The organism is Arthrobacter globiformis, from assembly GCF_030815865.1.
GTDB lineage: Bacteria > Actinomycetota > Actinomycetes > Actinomycetales > Micrococcaceae > Arthrobacter > Arthrobacter globiformis_B.
The window spans coordinates 4,482,425-4,498,454 of the sequence record NZ_JAUSXI010000001.1 but is presented as its reverse complement, the minus strand read 5'-3'; the positions used below and the strand labels follow the sequence as shown (position 1 = coordinate 4,498,454).

At 65.0% G+C, this 16,030-nt stretch carries 19 protein-coding genes; 5 read left to right on the top strand and 14 right to left on the bottom strand.

Annotated features, from left to right (window positions below):
• Nucleotides 1-64 precede the first annotated feature (64 nt).
• The 3 genes from ctaD to QFZ33_RS20990 form a co-directional block, all read right to left on the bottom strand.
• Nucleotides 65-1,816 carry an aa3-type cytochrome oxidase subunit I gene (gene ctaD / locus QFZ33_RS21000; protein WP_307030638.1) on the bottom strand — a complete coding sequence of 584 codons (1,752 nt, stop codon included), beginning with the start codon at nt 1,814-1,816 and terminating at the stop codon, nt 65-67.
• Nucleotides 1,817-1,946: 130 nt separating this feature from the next.
• Nucleotides 1,947-2,411 (bottom strand): DUF4383 domain-containing protein, encoded by a 465-nt coding sequence (locus QFZ33_RS20995; RefSeq protein ID WP_307030636.1) that lies wholly within the window; start codon nt 2,409-2,411, stop codon nt 1,947-1,949.
• An 80-nt stretch (nt 2,412-2,491) separates the two neighbouring features.
• Nucleotides 2,492-2,860, bottom strand: coding sequence for a LuxR family transcriptional regulator (locus QFZ33_RS20990; protein WP_307030634.1), 369 nt, complete (start codon nt 2,858-2,860; stop codon nt 2,492-2,494).
• A gap of 110 nt (nt 2,861-2,970) precedes the next feature.
• Between QFZ33_RS20990 and QFZ33_RS20985 the strand changes: the two genes are divergently transcribed.
• Nucleotides 2,971-3,894 carry an FRG domain-containing protein gene (locus QFZ33_RS20985; RefSeq protein ID WP_307030632.1) on the top strand — a complete coding sequence of 308 codons (924 nt, stop codon included), beginning with the start codon at nt 2,971-2,973 and terminating at the stop codon, nt 3,892-3,894.
• Here the strand turns inward: QFZ33_RS20985 and QFZ33_RS20980 are convergent.
• Together QFZ33_RS20980 and QFZ33_RS20975 are read right to left on the bottom strand one after the other, a co-directional pair.
• Nucleotides 3,888-4,304, bottom strand: a complete 417-nt coding sequence (locus QFZ33_RS20980; RefSeq protein WP_307030630.1) for a CBS domain-containing protein — start codon at nt 4,302-4,304, stop codon at nt 3,888-3,890. The genes QFZ33_RS20985 and QFZ33_RS20980 overlap by 7 nt on opposite strands.
• A 160-nt stretch (nt 4,305-4,464) precedes the next feature.
• Nucleotides 4,465-4,887, bottom strand: coding sequence for a hypothetical protein (locus tag QFZ33_RS20975; protein WP_307030628.1), 423 nt, complete (start codon nt 4,885-4,887; stop codon nt 4,465-4,467).
• Between the two features lie 557 nt (nt 4,888-5,444).
• On the opposite strand from QFZ33_RS20975, the gene QFZ33_RS20970 reads away from it, so the two are divergent.
• A complete protein-coding gene (locus QFZ33_RS20970) occupies nt 5,445-6,863 on the top strand; it encodes an ABC transporter substrate-binding protein (RefSeq protein WP_307030626.1) in 1,419 nt (472 codons plus the stop codon).
• 75 nt (nt 6,864-6,938) lie between these two features.
• Here the strand turns inward: QFZ33_RS20970 and QFZ33_RS20965 are convergent, their stop codons facing one another.
• From QFZ33_RS20965 to QFZ33_RS20945, 5 genes are all read right to left on the bottom strand, one after another.
• Entirely contained in the window at nt 6,939-7,922 is a 984-nt protein-coding gene (locus tag QFZ33_RS20965; RefSeq protein WP_307030623.1) for an ADP-dependent NAD(P)H-hydrate dehydratase, read from the bottom strand.
• Entirely contained in the window at nt 7,906-8,712 is an 807-nt protein-coding gene (locus QFZ33_RS20960; RefSeq protein WP_373427308.1) for a histidine phosphatase family protein, read from the bottom strand. The genes QFZ33_RS20965 and QFZ33_RS20960 overlap by 17 nt, the downstream gene beginning before the upstream one ends.
• A gap of 250 nt (nt 8,713-8,962) precedes the next feature.
• Nucleotides 8,963-9,127, bottom strand: a complete 165-nt coding sequence (locus QFZ33_RS20955) for a hypothetical protein (RefSeq protein WP_307030621.1) — start codon at nt 9,125-9,127, stop codon at nt 8,963-8,965.
• 25 nt (nt 9,128-9,152) lie between these two features.
• Nucleotides 9,153-10,256 (bottom strand): LCP family protein, encoded by a 1,104-nt coding sequence (locus tag QFZ33_RS20950; RefSeq protein WP_307030619.1) that lies wholly within the window; start codon nt 10,254-10,256, stop codon nt 9,153-9,155.
• 54 nt (nt 10,257-10,310) lie between these two features.
• A complete protein-coding gene (locus QFZ33_RS20945) occupies nt 10,311-10,934 on the bottom strand; it encodes an arsenate reductase/protein-tyrosine-phosphatase family protein (protein WP_307030617.1) in 624 nt (207 codons plus the stop codon).
• A 214-nt stretch (nt 10,935-11,148) separates the two neighbouring features.
• Here QFZ33_RS20945 and QFZ33_RS20940 point away from each other — a divergent pair, with 214 nt between their 5' ends.
• From QFZ33_RS20940 to QFZ33_RS20930, 3 genes are all read left to right on the top strand, one after another.
• Nucleotides 11,149-12,303, top strand: coding sequence for an alkaline phosphatase family protein (locus QFZ33_RS20940; RefSeq protein WP_307030615.1), 1,155 nt, complete (start codon nt 11,149-11,151; stop codon nt 12,301-12,303).
• A 318-nt stretch (nt 12,304-12,621) separates the two neighbouring features.
• Nucleotides 12,622-13,173, top strand: a complete 552-nt coding sequence (locus QFZ33_RS20935; RefSeq protein WP_307030613.1) for a universal stress protein — start codon at nt 12,622-12,624, stop codon at nt 13,171-13,173.
• Between the two features lie 74 nt (nt 13,174-13,247).
• A complete protein-coding gene (locus QFZ33_RS20930) occupies nt 13,248-13,535 on the top strand; it encodes a DUF6221 family protein (protein ID WP_307030611.1) in 288 nt (95 codons plus the stop codon).
• Nucleotides 13,536-13,542: 7 nt separating this feature from the next.
• Here the strand turns inward: QFZ33_RS20930 and QFZ33_RS20925 are convergent, their stop codons facing one another.
• The 4 genes from QFZ33_RS20925 to QFZ33_RS20910 all read right to left on the bottom strand — a co-directional run bounded on the left by QFZ33_RS20925 (nt 13,543) and on the right by QFZ33_RS20910 (nt 16,024).
• On the bottom strand, nt 13,543-14,217 hold the full coding sequence (locus tag QFZ33_RS20925) for a DUF6766 family protein (protein ID WP_307030609.1): 675 nt from the start codon (nt 14,215-14,217) through the stop codon (nt 13,543-13,545).
• Between the two features lie 92 nt (nt 14,218-14,309).
• Nucleotides 14,310-14,735 (bottom strand): hypothetical protein, encoded by a 426-nt coding sequence (locus QFZ33_RS20920; RefSeq protein WP_307030607.1) that lies wholly within the window; start codon nt 14,733-14,735, stop codon nt 14,310-14,312.
• A complete protein-coding gene (locus QFZ33_RS20915; protein ID WP_307030605.1) occupies nt 14,722-15,333 on the bottom strand; it encodes a Rho termination factor N-terminal domain-containing protein in 612 nt (203 codons plus the stop codon). The genes QFZ33_RS20920 and QFZ33_RS20915 overlap by 14 nt, the downstream gene beginning before the upstream one ends.
• Nucleotides 15,334-15,457: 124 nt before the next feature.
• Complete coding sequence (locus QFZ33_RS20910; RefSeq protein WP_307030603.1) at nt 15,458-16,024, bottom strand: hypothetical protein; 567 nt, start codon at nt 16,022-16,024, stop codon at nt 15,458-15,460.
• Nucleotides 16,025-16,030 lie beyond the last annotated feature (6 nt).

Sequence of the window (16,030 nt, the reverse complement as noted above, 5' to 3'; positions counted from 1 at the left end):
GGAAGGTGCTTCCCGCAGCGGCCGGGCCTGAGTGTCAGGAGCCGCCGTGTCGGGAACCGCGGAGTCAGACGTCCGGGTTCGGGTTCTTCACGTCACGCTCGCCGATGTCTGCAGCGCCCAGAGCGTCAGCTATCGGGGTGTGCACGGCGTCGTGCTCGCGGATGCGCAGCTCGGGATGGTGCAGGTCCAGGGCCGGGCGTTCGGAGCGGATGCGCGGCAGGGACGTGAAATTGTGCCGCGGCGGCGGGCACGACGTGGCCCATTCCAGCGAAGCCCCGAAGCCCCACGGATCGTCGACTTCCACCTTTTCCCGGCTCCGGGCGGTGATGAAGACGTTCCAGAAGAACGGAATCAGCGAGGCGCCCAGCAGGAACGAGCCAATGGTGGAGAACTGGTTCATGGCCGTGAAATTGTCCTGCGGCATGTAGTCGGCGTAGCGGCGGGGCATGCCTTCAACGCCGAGCCAGTGCTGGATCAGGAACGTCGCGTGGAAGCCCACCAGTAGCATCCAGAAATGGATCTTGCCGAGGCGCTCGTTGAGCATCTTGCCGGTCCACTTCGGCCACCAGAAGTAGAAGCCGGCAAACATCGCGAACACCACGGTGCCGAACACCACGTAGTGGAAGTGCGCCACCACGAAATAGGAGTCGGAGACGTGGAAGTCCAGCGGCGGGGAGGCGAGGATGATGCCGGTCAGGCCGCCGAAGAGGAACGTGATGAGGAAGCCGATGGCCCACAGCATTGGGGTCTCAAAGGTCAGCGAACCGCCCCACATGGTGCCGATCCAGTTGAAGAACTTCACTCCCGTCGGCACCGCGATAAACATGGTCATGAGGGCAAAGAACGGCAGCAGCACGGAGCCGGTGACGTACATGTGGTGGGCCCAGACCGTGGCTGACAGGGCGGCGATCGCGATGGTCGCGTAGACCAGGCCCTTGTAGCCGAAGATCGGCTTGCGGCTGAAGACCGGGAAGATCTCGGACACGATGCCGAAGAACGGCAGCGCGATGATGTACACCTCGGGGTGGCCGAAGAACCAGAACAGGTGCTGCCACAGGAGCGCGCCGCCGTTCTCAGGGTCGTAGATGTGGGCGCCGAAGCGCCGGTCCGCGCCGATGCCGAACAGCGCGGCGGCCAGCGGCGGGAACGCCATCAGCACCAGAACCGAGGTGATGAAGGTGTTCCAGGTGAAGATCGGCATGCGCCACATGGTCATGCCGGGGGCGCGCATACAGACGATCGTCGTGATGAAGTTCACCGCACCCAGAATGGTGCCGAAGCCGGACAGTGCCAGGCCGAACACCCACAGGTCACCGCCGATGCCCGGCGTAAATGTGGTGTTGTTAAGGGGCGCGTAGGCCGTCCATCCGAAGGAGGCGGATCCCTGCGGGGTGATGAAGCCGGACACCGCAATGGTGGAGCCGAACAGGAAAAACCAGAAAGCCAGCGCGTTCAGCCGCGGGAATGCGACGTCCGGCGCACCGATCTGCAAGGGCATGATCACGTTGGTGAAGCCGGCGAACAGCGGGGTGGCGAACATGAGCAACATGACCGTGCCGTGCATGGTAAACAGCTGGTTGTACTGTTCCTTCGTCACTACGACCTGCATGCCGGGTTCGAAGAGCTCGGCGCGGATGAGCAAAGCCATCACGCCGCCGAGGCAGAAGAACACGAAGGAAGCAATCAGGTACATGTACCCGATGGTCTTGTGGTCGGTGGAGGTGATCCACTTGACCACCATGTTGCCTTTTCGGCGGGGCACCACGCTGGGAGCCTCAGCGGCGGTGGTGCTGACTGGTTGCTGATATGCGGTCATCTTCTGCCACTCCCCGGCATCGCGCTTCAACGCCCCGTTTGGTGCGGGGGTGCCGGCAACACCGTGAGCGGTTCACAGAACCGACGGCATCAGGATAGCGCCTGCGGCACCCCCGCAAAAGGTTTACTGGTTAATGGCCCGTGGCGGGACCGTGGACCCTCCTGGTGTCGCGGGACAGCAGGAGGGCCAGTCCGATCATGCCGACGCCCAGCAGGAAGTGCAGCCAGTTGTCAGCCGTGTTGATCGGAACGAAGTTCGCCGCGGTGTCGTGGCCGATCAGCAGGCCATACAGCCACAGGACCAAATAGATGACCCCGCCGTACAGCAGGTAGCTCTTTGCCTGTCCCGGCGTCCGGGCCATGAGCAGGCCGGCCACGCCGAAGAGCAGGTGGACGATGTTGTGCAGGATGGATACCTGGAAGACGCCCAGAAGCAGGGCCTCGGAGGCGGGTCCGGCCATTCCCAGCGACTCGTAGTTCGTGGTGATGCCGGGAATGAAGCCGAGGATGCCGACGAGCAGGAATACTGCTCCGACGGCCTGGGCGGCCCTTTGCAGCCGGGACCTTGCACCGGCCGCGCTGTTCATGGTGGTCATGGCGCCTACTCCTTAGTTGGAATTTTGGTGAAACGGCTACTGTGATGTGCCCTGTTAAGGAAGCCCGTTCTCGGCGGCGCTTAGACCACGGTTTTGTTCCCGCGGCGGCGTCGCCAGACAAAGATGATGATCAGGGTGATAATCAACACCGCCGCGATGACGTACGGGGCGTAGTCGAGGCGGTTGGCTTCCGATTCGGCCGGTTCTCCTGTGCCTGGGTTGGCCGGAGGTTCCGACGGGGTTGCGGACGGGGACGACGTTCCGGTGGGCGCCGGCGTTCCGGCTGCATCGGACGTGCCCGTCTGGACCGTGACAGCTTGAACTGCCCCGGCGTGGACTGCCGCTGTTGCGGCCGTCGCAAATGGCCCTGCATACGACGGCGCAGCAAGCGAAAGCCCGGCACCGGCAAGGGCAAGCACGGCGGTGAAAGTGGCAAGCACTCTGCGCATAGATTCTCCTGCGGTTGTCCGATGCTGGCATGCATATAGTAAGCATGATTAGTATCTGAAGATAAGTACCCAGCGCAAGTTGTGTTGGCGCCAGTCCAAAAGGCGGTTCTGTGGGAAACGGACAGGAAGTCCAGGTGGGAGATCTTCAGGAGCTGATCTTTGCCCTGACCCAGGACCAGTGGCAGCCGTCAGAGGCCAAGTACCGCATCAACATCGCCTACCGCGGCCTCTCCTCCGATGATTATCCGCTGGAGACCGGCCTCGCCAGGCTGCAGGCAGAAGCCGCCGGCGGCCTGGAGCAGCACCTGCTGCGCAATTTCAAGAAGTACGCCCACCGGAATGCCACGCCCGGGGATTCGCTCTGGAACTGGCTCAGCGTTGCGCAGCACCACGGACTTCCCACCCGCCTGCTCGACTGGACGTTCTCCCCGTATGTCGCGCTCCACTTCGCCACCTCGAACCTGCGGGGCTTCGGGCGGCCCGGCGTGGTTTGGTGCGTGGACTACGTGGCGGCGCACGAGCTGCTGCCGTCTGGCCTGCGCACCCATGTGGAGCCGCTGGGCCACGGCCTGTTCACCACCGAGATCCTCACCGCTGCCGCTGAGTCGCTGGAAGACTTCGATGAATACAGGTCCGACGACGGCGGCGGCGTCCCGCTGTTCTTCGAACCGCCGTCGCTGGATGACCGGATCGTCAACCAGTCCGCCGTGTTCTCGATCATGACGGATCCGGAGGCTTCGCTGGCGGACTGGCTCGCGGAGCATCCGGAGCTGTACCGCAAGGTGGTGTTTCCGGCTGAGTTGAAATGGGCCATCCGGAATCACCTGGACCAGGCCAACGTCACCGAACGTGTGCTGTTTCCCGGCCTCGACGGGCTGTGCCGCTGGCTCGCCCGGTATTACGGCGACCGCCCCGAGCAGGTGTACCCGGATGCCCAGATTTCGCCCACCGAGCCTGCCGAACCCCAGCCTGCCGAACCCGAGCCTGCTGATGCCGGCGACGGGCAGCCCGACACGGACTCCGGCGCTCAGTAGGAGATGAACTCCACCAGTTCGCCCACCCGGTCCTCCGGGTAGTTCCTGGCAATGTCTGCCTGGCTGAGCATTCCGATCAGGTCGTGGCCGTCAATGACCGGCAACCTGCGCACCTGGTGCTGCTGCATGGTCCTGATGGCTTCGTCGACCGTGTCGTCGGCGCCGATGGTCACCGGTTTGCCCTCCGCGAGATCGCCCGCCTTGGTGCTCTTGGGGTCGCCGCCTTCAGCCAGACAGCGGACCACGATATCCCGGTCGGTGAGCATGCCCTTGAGCCGGTTGTCTTCGCCGCAGATCGGGAGGGAACCAACGTCGAGGTCCTTCATCTTCCTGGCCGCCTGCTCCAGGCTTTCGTTGGCGCCGATGCACTCTGCCCCGCCGGTCATGATGTCGCGTGCCAAGATGGACATTGCCGTTCTCCTCACCTTAGTTGCTCGGACGACGGCGGGCTGCCGCCGCTTTCTGCCAACCTGCCCCGAGTTTTTGTGTACAGATAATGGCTCCAAAGTGGCACCTAGCGCCCATTATCTGTACAAAAACTCGGGTGTCCCTTCAGTGCGGGTCTTTTGTTCAGTCCGGCACTTCCATCTGGAACCCGCAGGCGCAGTGCAGCAGCCGGGTGGGCAGATGCACGTCGTGTATGGTGCGGTGGCGGCCCAGCTCTGAGCCGGCGATGCTGCTGGTTCCCGAGCTGAGCGACGTCATCGGCGCGCCGCAGTGGAAGTATTCGCCGCCGAATTGCAGCACACCCATCAGCTGGCCGTGACGGTTCAACACACCTGCCACGTCGTGGACGCCGGCCGGGTGGGCATAGAAGTTGTCGCATTCGATGCAAGTGTAGGACACGTCCACTAGGCCGTCCTGAGGGGGATGAAGGGCCTCGATCGATTCGACGATCAGGTGTACATCCGTCTGGCACTCGGAACACCACAAGGGGTCGCCGGAGGGACGCTGCGCTTCGCCGGGCAGTTGGGCGTTGGAGATGGTCGTCATTGACGTGCTCCTGGTAAGGGGGCATCGGTGCCCTGCTGCTTGAGCTCAATCCCACGCTTAAAATACTCCCGCCCTGCCGGGCCGAGCAATAGCACCCCACCCGGCGGAGACGCCGCCGGAACAGCCGGCCGGCCGCCGTCGTACGTCCCGAATCCCTGCCCCAAACGGCCGGATATCCGCAAGGAAAAAATCCGCGGCCGAACCCTTGTGGCGGAATGGGCGGGGTGCTATAAAACATCTACGGCCAGCCGATGCAGCTGGCGGAGAACGGGAGGACCCGGGGCTTTAAATTGGCTGCCAGAAGGGGCGGTTAGCCCGGGAGCACGCCACCGCGCCAAATAGCGCACGGCAGCAGCATCCGGATCCTCTCGCGGACGGCCTCCGGCTCAACGAGCGGGGGCCGTCCCTTCATGTGCGCCCTGTGCGCCGCGGAAGCCCCGCCCTACTGACAGCCGCGGAGCAATTGGATACGCTTATGACACAGGTCTCCTAGTTGTGCGCGGGGTTCGTCGCCCGGCGTGCATTCATACTGCGGCACCGTTTGGCAGGAGCGCCAGGTGAATAGGACCAGAGGCCATGTCAGGGCGGGCGTTCTAGCGGCGGTGTCCTTGGCGGCGGCCTTCTTGGTGTCCTGCACTCCCGGCAACGGTCAACCACCCGCACCCAGCCCGGACGCCGACCACCACAACATCACGGTCTGGACCACAGAGACGCTTCCGGACCGCATGGCCAAGCTTCGGGTCGTCATCGAGGATTTCACCGCGGCGACAGGCATCAAGGCTGACCTTGTGGGTGTGCCCCCGCACCGCTTCAACCAGGTCTTGACGTCCTCGGCCGCTTCGGGTGACCTTCCCGACGTGATGACTTCCCTGTCGCTGGGGCAGGTCCAGACCATAGCGGCCGCGAAACATATCGACTACAAGACAAATGCAGCCATAGTGCAAAGCCTCGGGGAAGAAACGTGGACCGCCCGGGCACTCGAACTGACACGCGAAAACGGCCACCAGTTGGCCGTTCCCGGCTCCGCCTGGCAGCAGCTGCTCTATTACCGCAAGGACCTCTTCGCCAAGGCTGGATTGAAGGCCCCCCGGACGTACGGGGACATCATTGCCGCAGCCAAGCAGCTCAATTCCCCGGAACTGGCAGGCATTGTCGCGGCCAACAAGACCGGTCAGGCTTTCACGCAGCAGTCCTTTGAACACATTGCACAGGGCAACGGCTGCGAGATGGTCGATGCCAAGGGCCGCATCACGTTCGACAGCCCGCAGTGCGTGGCGGCGCTCGCCTTCTACCGCGACCTGCTCAAGGACTACTCCAGGCCTGGCATCCAGGACATTGATTCGGTGCGGGCCGCATACTTCGCCGGTAAGGCCGCCATGGCCATCTGGCCGACGCACATGCTGGACGAGTTGGCCGGCGCGCGTGTTGACGCCCGACCCGGTTGCCCCGAATGCAGCAAAGACCCGCTGTTCCTGGCGCGGAACACCGGGGTAGCTGCCGGCCTCCAGGGGCCAGACGGGCAGCGGCCGGCGCACTTCGGCGAAGTGATCTCGTGGACCGTGACAGCTGATTCGGACACCGAACCTGCCCGCCGGTTCGTGGAGTACTTCCTGACCGATGGCTATGCCGAGTGGCTTGCAATTGCCCCGGAGGAGCGGGTTCCGGTGCGCTTGGGCAGTGCTGCAAATCCGGCCGAGTACGCGGAGGCCTGGATGTCCATTCCCGTGGCAACGGGAAGGACCGAGCGGTTCGGCAGCATCTACGGAAAGGACGTTCTCGCCACCGTGCTGCAGGGCTCCGGAGACCTGGAGCACTGGGGGATTGTGCAGGGCCACGGCGACCTTGCCGGTGCCGCTATGAACGAACTGCCAATAGCCAATGCCGTCAGCGACGTTGCAGCGGGCCGGGCCGAGCCGCAGGCCGCTGCCACCAAGGCCGCCACGTCCCTCCGGTCTATCCTGAAGTCACTGAAATGAGCCGCCGGTTGAGCCTGTCTCCGCCGGTTGAGCCTGTCGAAACCCGGTGAGGCCCGCCGGCTGCGCCTGCCTCCGCTACGTGGCCAGTTCCATCATGAGCGGGGGTAGTTCGTCAGCCAATTCCCGAGCCAGATAGCCCAGGCTGCCCACCCGGCTGGCGAGCCTGTCGCCTGCCGCGGCGTGCAGGTGCGTGCCCCAGCAGGCGGCTTGGGCGTCGCTGGTGCCCCGTGCGCGGAGCCCGGCAATGGCACCCGCCAGGATGTCGCCGCTGCCGGAAGTCCCCAGCCCGCCGTATCCGGTGGTGATTTCCCAGTGGTCTCCGGTGTCCGGGAAGTCAACGCCGGGGGAGCCGTTTACCGGTGAGTCGCCGTCGGGGTTTCCCACGCCGGGAGGCCCGGCAATGACGCCCTGGCAGCTCACCACCGCGCGGTACTTCCGGGCGAGCTCGACGACGTCGGCCGCCAAATCCCCAGTATCCCGGCCCAGCAGGATCCCGGCCTCGGCGGGGTTCGGCGTGAGGATCAGCCGCCCCGCCCAAGGGCTCAGTTGGTCAAGCAGCCGGGGGAGTGCGCCCAAGGCGTAGGCATCGAGCACAACTGTCGGAGCATCACCCGGATCCCGGGAGGATTCATGCCGCAGCAGAGCGCGGAGGAGCGCCTCGGTCTGATCGATGTCGTCCAGTCCCGGGCCGATCAGGACGGCATCTGCAGCATCGAAGTCCGCGAGCAGGTTTTCCAGCCCGGCATCACCCACGGAACCGCCAGCGGATTGGGGCAATCCGATCACCCCTGCCTCCGGCAGCGTCACCGCCAGCTGAACGGCCACTGACTCCGCTACGGCCAGGGTCACCCGGCCGGCGCCGGCGCGCAGTGCGGCGGTGCCAGCGAGCAATGCGGCACCCGGAGTGCGCCTCCCGCCGCCGATGACCAGCACTGCGCCACGGGAGTATTTGTCGGATCCCGCCGAGGGCAGCGGCCAGCTCCGCAGCAGCGTCGGAGTGATCAGGGTGGCAGCACTGTCGGCGGCAGACGCCCTGGCAGGCTCAGCGCGGGTGGACATTGGCGTCCCCGGAGTGTTCGGTCACTTCGACGCCCTGCTCCATAAGGTGGTCGGCCACGTTGAAACTGTCCAGCGTCCACGGGCCCACACCGTCCGGTCGCACATAGCGGGTCAGCGACGCGTTCAGGACCGGAGTGCTGGCCGCCACGTCCAGGAGCTCCCGTTCGGACATGCCTTCGAGGATGTAGCGGAACAGCATGACGACGGCGTCGTGGCAGACCAGCATCACCCGGTGGCCGCTGCCCAGCGCGTTGAGCTCCCCGATCACGGAGCGAAGCCTCAGTGCCACGTCCGCCCAGGATTCCCCGCCGGGCGGGCGGTAATAGAACTTGCCCAGCCACCGCCGTCGTTCTGCTTCCTGAGGAAGCCGGGTTTCCACGCCAAAGGCGGTGAGCATGTCAAGGATGCCCAGTTCGCGGTCGCGGAGGCGTTCGTCCGAGCGGACGGGGACGGGCCAGCCCGCCGTCTCCACGGCGATCTCTGCCGTCTGGTAGGCGCGCATGTACGGGGAGGAGATGACGACGTCGGGCCGCCGGCCCTCGGGGACCGCCGCCAGCGCGCGGCCCAGGGCCGTCACCTGCTCCCGCCCTGTGGAGGAAAGCTCGACGTCGGCGTCACGGGCCGGGACCGCGATCACCTCGGCGCCGGAAACCGTTGCGTCGGTGGCGGCCACGTTGCCCTGGCTCTCACCGTGCCGGATCAGGATGAGTTCCACGGCGCCGGCGGTCCAGGCTGCGGGTACCGGGGCATCCTTGTGCGTTCCGTCAGCGGAGGTTCCGTTCTGTCCCACGATTGCACTCCCGTTCAGCCTAGGCCTGCGAATTTTTCACGTTACTCGTGCCGTACCCGGAATGTCAGCAAAGTAACCACCCTCCGCTCAACCCCGGACGCACGATCACTTTTCGTCGGCCTTTTCGCACACTCCATCACCGGATGAGGAAGCGTTGGCCCGAAACATGCAGGACGTGAGGAAGCGTTTGAGCATTCGCTGCAGGACGTGAGGAAGCGTTGGGGAACAGGCAGCAGGACCTGAGGGGGCGTCAGGGGATGCGTTTGCCGCCCGACCGGTTGAGGAAGAACACCAGCACGGCTGCCAGCAGGAGGACCGGCGCCACCCACAGCAGGAAGGCCACCGCCTTGATGACGGCGCCCATGATGAAAAACGCCACTGCGACGGCAACGATGATCCAAAGAAGTTTTTTCACAAATGCCCCTTATTTTCCGAACGTCTCACTTCCCCAATGTCGCAGCGTACTGCCCCATCCTGTCCTTGCCCAGCGCCGCGCCAACCTGGGCCATGGCGCCATAGTCCGGCAGGATGATCGACTGCCCGTCGGTGCTGGTCCCAAATCCCGCCGTTGGAAGCGTGAAGGACACCGCGTCCTGCACCTGGACATTCCGCAGGCTGTAGGCGAGGCTGGCCATCGTTGCAGCATTGAGGCCCTTGTCCACCGTAATGTACTTGGACGCCGTGCTGACCAGCTTGTAGAGCGTTACCGGGTTCGCCAGGGTGCGGGCGGAGAGCAGCTTGCCCAGCGTCGAGCGCAGGAAAAGCTGCTGGTTCTCGACGCGCTGGAAGTCACCGTCGGCAAACGCGTAGCGTTCGCGGACGAATTCGAGGGCGCGCTGGCCCTTGAGCCGGTTCACTCCGGCGGGAAAATGCTGGTGCGTGTCGTGCGTGGAGGTGAAGGCCTCCCGGACGTTCACGTCCACGCCGCCGAGCGCCTCGGTGATTCCCCTGAAGCCTTCAAAATCAATCATGACGGAGTGCTGGATCTTCTGCCCGAACAGCGATTCCACTGTTTTCACAGCGAGCGGCATACCGCCCTGCTCCAGCGAGGCGTTGATCTTGGCCTCGCCGTACCCCGGGATCGGAACCCACAGGTCGCGCATGAGCGAGATGCCGTAGGCGTGTCTGCCGTCGGCCGCGAGGTGCACGAGAATAAGGACGTCCGAGCGCTGGTTCGGCAGGCCGTTGGGAGTGGGGGCGTCGCCTTTACGGTGATCGCTGCCGATGAGCAGGATGTTCATCGGCAGCGTGGGCGGGGGCGGTGGCTTCACCGGTTTTGGCGCCGGCTTCACCGGTTTGCTGGGCGAGGGCTTGGAGGTGGCTGTCTGCGGGGGGCTTTCCGGGGCCGCGCTGATCTCCGTCTTGGCTGTCTGGGTATTCCAGATCTGGGCCAGATTGAACAGGAAGCCGCCGGCCACCAGGGCAATCCCGAGCAGCACGGCCAAAACTATGTTGCGTGTGGTCCGCTTGGGTTTGGCGCCGCCATTGGCGCCTGGAGCGGGGTCGCCGTCGTCCCCTGCCCCCGGAGTGTTCCGGGCTTTCATGATCGGACGGTACCACCAAAAGTCGCCCGTGAGAACGACGGCGGCGGGCCGGTTTTAGGAGGGCGCGTTCAGCCGGGCGAAACGCAGGATGGAGATGATCGCCGGGGCCAGTTCGTCTTCCATCTGCCGGTAGTACTCGTCGCTGCGGCGGTAGGGGTCGACGACGTCGTTGTCCGCGGCGTCCGGGGCCAGCGCGAGGTGCCTCACGGATGCTGCCCGGGCAGGAAGCTTGCGCCACAGCTTGGTGTTGGCCGCTAGCCGTTCACCGTTGAGGCCGCCACTCTGGGGTGCCTGGTCCTCACGCTCCTCCAGGACATCGAGCATCCTGGCAAACTCGCGGATGGTGAAGGTGCGCTTAAGCAGCGAGGCATCCAGCTGGAGCACCTCGCCCCGGTGTCCGGAGGTCATGGTGAGGACCAGGTCCACATTCCGAAGAATCCTGCCCGTCAGTTGGCGTGCCGCGAAGCCCTCCGCCGTGCCGCCGAAGGTGTGGATGATGTCCGCGGAGAGCGGCTGGACGGGGTCGCCCACCAGGGCACGGGTTCCGGCGCTGCGCACCTCGAAGCCGCCGGGAAGCACCTGGTCCAGGCCGGCCTGGAGCAGGCGTTCCGCCACGGGGGAACGGCAGATGTTGCCCGTGCAGACGGTCAGGATTCGGACTGGCGAAGGCGATTCCACGTGTTGGCTCTCTCAGGCTGGCGCGCAGGACAGGTCAGTCCCACCAATTCAACTTAACATGTGAGCCGCCCCGCGTTCCGGAGGATCATGGTGCGCCCTCCCAAACAGCTCCCAGCTTTTGTTCATGCTTCTGCCGGGACAGCGGTGCCACCATGGAGCTGGGACCTATGGAGCCTGGACCACGAACCAACGTTGCTGCAGAAGGCAGGATCCAATGAGAGCTGCTCTGATTCACAGGTGGGACCTTCCGGGGTGGGGCCGCTACGGGTGGCGCCTCCCGGGGTGGCGCCGGCGCAGTCCGGGTGGCCTGAAGCTCCTCCCGGGTGCCCTGCTGGCGGTGGGCGCCCTCACGGGGCTTGCTGCCTGCGGAACTGGTCCGTCGCCGTCGCCGTCGCCGTCGCCCTCGCCGGCAGCGGCAAGGCCCGGGCACGTGTTCGTGATCAACCTGGAGAACAAGTCCTACCGGGATGTCTGGAACGATCGGTCAGACGCAGAGTACCTGTCCCAGACCCTGCGCCCGCAGGGCGTGCTGCTGAGCCGGTACTACGCAATCGGGCATGCCTCCCTGCCCAATTACATCGCCCAGATTTCGGGACAGGGCCCAAACCCCGCCACCAAGGGCGACTGCCCGGACTATGAGCCGTTTGACTCGAGCGGCACAGCATCGCTGGGCCAGGCTCGGGGCCACGGCTGCGTGTACCCCGAGTCCGTGCAGACGGTTGCCGGCCAGTTGAGCACGGCAGGGAAGACCTGGAAGGGGTACATGGAGGATATGGGCACCCCGTGCCTCCATCCGGAGCCGGGCGCTCGTGATGCGAACCATGCTGCGCAAGAGGGCGACCAGTACGCCACCCGGCACAACCCGTTCGTGTACTTTGCCGGAATCACGTCGACGCCTGAGTGCCAGGCCAACGACGTCGACTTCTCAAACCTCGCCGCCGACCTCAAAACCGTGACGACCACACCAAACCTGTCCTACATCAGCCCCAACCTGTGCAATGACGGGCATGACAGCCCGTGCGTTGACGGGCGGGAGGGTGGTCTGGTGTCGGCGGACGCATGGCTCCGCAAGCATGTTCCGGAGATCCTGGCCTCCCCGGCGTACAAACAGGACGGGATGCTGGTCATCACCTTCGATGAGGCGGAGGGGAAGGAACGCGCGGATGCTGCGCTGCCCGGGGGAGCGGCGGGCGGACTGATCGGGGCGCTGGTGCTGTCACCGATGGCCAGGGCAGGCACCGCCTCGAACCGTTTGTACAACCACTACAGCCTGCTGGCCAGCATCGAGGACACCTTCGGCCTGCCCTATCTGGGGTACGCTGCGGCACCCGGGCTGAACCGCTTCGGGTCCGATGTTTTCAGCCGCTGAACCAGCAGAAATGTCAGCAGCGCCGCCGCAACGGGCGCGTACAGCAGCGGCTGCGCCGGCCAGGCTCAACAGCGCGGCGGCGGCGACGACGATCGGCGCCGCAGGCACGGGAAGGCCGGAAACAGCGTGGATGACCAAGCCCAGGACGACAGTTACGGACCCGAAGAGCCAGCCGGCAACGGCAAACTGCGTGCGACCTCGCCGTCCCGCCATGCGCCCATCCTCCACCAGGTTGCCCGCCTGTGCCAGTGGGTCCTAGTAGGCTGGCATTGAGAGTCGTGTCGATCTGCCGTGAGGACAGTGGGAATGGCAGCACTCATGAATGAGCCAGCTAGGAAAGCCGGGTCCCCTGGAGGGGAGGGCGAATTCGTCCCCCAGCGGATTGCCGGCCCGGTGGTGGCTGGCGTCGTGCCCGGGCAGCCGCCCGCCGTCGTGCAAAGCGCCGCCCGGTTGGCGTACTCCCTGAACGTCAAGCTCATCTGTGCCTATGTGGACATCACCTCCTACCTCAGCAACGAGCGGGACGACCAGGACCTGCTCCAGTCGGCGGGGCAGGACGGAACCGTCGACGATGCCGAGCAAACGAGCGCCCACCTGAGGGAGCACCTGCAGGCTGTCCTGGGCAAGGCCGGGATCCGCTGGTCGCTCCTGACCCTTGTCGGGGAACCCGCGCGGGCGCTGGCCGGGCTGGCGGATTCGGCGGATGCCTCGGTCATTGTGGTGGGCACGCGCGAAGGCGGGGTGGGCGCCCGGCTAGAGCAGTTGCTGCTCGGCTCGGTGGCCGGCCACCTCACGCACTGGCAGACCCGGCCGGTGGTTGTTGTTCCGCTCGCTCCGCAAAGACGGCACCGCCCGAAGGAGGACGACTGACGTTACTCCGGCGCGACCGACGGTCCAATCACTGACTCCATCCACCCACACAAGAAGAATGCGAGGGGCTTCACATGGCCGACCTGATCGATTTTCTGGAAGCGCGGATCTCCGAGGACGAGGCGGATGCCCGGCGGGGGCTGGAGATGGAGGGGTCGGCGGGACCCGTCGTCGGCTGGTTCAATCCCGGGCGCGTACTTTCAGAATGCGCGGCCAAACGGGTGATTCTGGGCAACGTCCCGCTGGTCACCGATGTCCCCACGGCGATTGGCTCCACGAGCGAGTATGTCCTGATGTCCCTCGCCGCCGTTTACAAGGACCACCCGGACTACCAGGAGGGCTGGGCAGTCGACGGGCTGTGAGGCGGCGCTAGCCCGTGGTGCCTGTGTCGTCGTGCGCCGAGCCCACGGGCTTGGACTCCGGCGAGCCGCGCTGGCGGAGGTAGATCGACAGGACAACCATGGAACCGACGGCGAGGAATTCGGACTGCCAGTTCTGCAGGGTGCGGTTCCAGAACTCGGGCGACGCAATGTACTCCGCCCAGCTGACGGGCTGCTGGAAGTTCTGGATCTGCTCCTGGTTGTAGTTGCTGTTGCCGGCAATCGACTGGACCAGCCATGACAGGACGAAGATCAAACCCATCGTCAGTCCCAGGGAGTTGGAGTACAGGGTGCGCCGCCAGCCGGAGACGCGGGCCCACTTCGGGGACTTGGCGTTGCTGTACTCGCCCACGAGCTGTTCCTGGTCCGACTCCGGGCCGGGCTCGTTCAGTTCCTTCGACTCCGGCGATCCCTTCTGGACCAGCCAGATGGTCGCGAAGATGTAGAGCAGGAACTGCAGGTATTCGGACTGCCAGTTTTCGGAGACGTCCACGGCGAAGTTAGACGACACCAGGTACTGGGCGAAGCTGATTTCTTCCAGTCCGGAAGCCACCTGCTCCTCGTTGAAGAGGGCATGGCCGGTGAGCGCCTGACCCAGCAGGGCCAAGAGGAAGATAAGGCCGAAGAAGAGGCTGAGGCCGTTGTTTCTGAGTGCTTTTTTCACGGTCCGCCTATCCCCGAACAAGACCGACGGCGGCCATGTAGGCGAGTCCGCCGAAGATCAGGATGAGGTACAGGGCAAAGCTCCAGCGCATTCTATTTGCCTCCTACTTCGCAGGTGTACGGGGCTTCTTCCCCGTTCGCGGTGCAGCCTGCGCCCGTGATTCTCCAACCCGCGTCGGAGGCGGCCAGGAAAACTGTGTCGTTCTCGAACTCAATGAACGCGTCACGGCCGAACTGTTCGGTGCTCAGCAGCTTTCCCGGGTCCGGGATGTTGGCCTTTTCCAGCTGGCTCTCGCAGGTGCCGGCATCACTCGACCGTGCCGTCTCCTCCCGCGTCTTGGACTGGAGCCGCGAGCAGGCCGCCGTCATATCGGAACTGGCCACATCCCGGTGGAATGCCTCGGCCGCTTCTGCGGCCTCCGTTCCCTCAGCGGCGCACCCCGAAAGTACGCCTCCCGAAAGCGCGAGAAGGGCGAGGAGCCAAAATCGCAGGCCCCTGGCGCCCCTAGGCGTCTTCACGTTCCGGGTTTTCTAGCCGGAAGAAGTTGGACTGCGTTCCGTCAGTGCGCTGTTCCTGGTAGATGAAATTAAGGCGGCGGCCGTCAAACGTTTTGAACCATTCCTCCCAGCTGACGCGGCGTAAATTGCTGTCGTTGCCGCCAAAATCTATCCGCAGCACGCCCAGGTGATCGCCGTGTTCAGTGCCTTCAACAGTGGCCGGGACTCCGCCGCGTTCTTCGGCCCACTGCCGGATGACCTCGTGGTGGGTCGTGGCCAGGCTGCGGCCTTCACGTTCGGGCTCATCCTCGGTGGAGGTGACCTCCTGCGAATACTTCAACGAGCTGGATGAGGCGTCGCCGTGCCGGATCTTCCCGCCTTCGGGGCCGGCGCCCAGATCGTCGGCGTCGGTGTCCGTATCTTCGCTTCCACGGCTGGCGCCGGCTTCGGAACGGGCGCCTGCAACTTCCTTCACGAGCTCCTCCTTGCGCATGCCCGAAGTTCCGCTGATGTTTTCGTCCTTCGCCTCCTGCCGGAGCTCATCCACCTTCATCTCCCGCAGCTCGGTCTCGCTGACATCGGGGGTGTTCGGCGTCTGGTTACCTGGCTTCTCACTCATGGCAATTCCTCCTCGTGCAGGACGTGAACAATTACTAAGGCTACTTATTGTTTAGTCCGTGCTGCGCGTGCCGTCAAGCTGTCCCATCCGTCTGAGCAGGACAATCGCGTTTTAGTCGGGGCGGTCAGGCCTTGTGCCGCCGCAGCTTTCTGGCAATGGCCACTACGGCCGCGCAGGCGAGGATCCAGGGGCCTGCGGCGACGGCCGGATCGATCCACTGGTGGGCGAGGTCTGCGCGCTTCCTTCCAAATCTTGACCTGAAACCGTGCCCGGAGAACTCGCTTAGGACGCCGCTTTCAGTGACGGGGTTGTCCGGGTGCAGCGAGATGAAGGACGCCAAACGGCTCTCCCACGCGTTAATGCGGTCGGCTGCGAGCAGGATCAGCCAGTGGGCCGCGCGGCCCTCGCTGTACCTATAGGCGACTTTGCGCAGTGCTCCGGAGAGGCCGGCGGGCGGAGCGGACGTGCCGAAGACGGGGGTCAAAAACTTGTGCTCGACGGACCGCTCTCGCGGCACCTTCTCTTCCTGCCGCTCGGGGAACTCCCAATGTGCGCCGGTCGCGAGGTCAGTGCGTTCGCGCGGCACGGAGGGCCGGTCCTTCGGATCCAGGTCTACGCCCCACCCGGGGATGCGGGCTCGTAGTTGCTCACTGCTCTCCTTGGGCTTCGGCTTGTCCGCTGTGTAGGGCATGGTGTC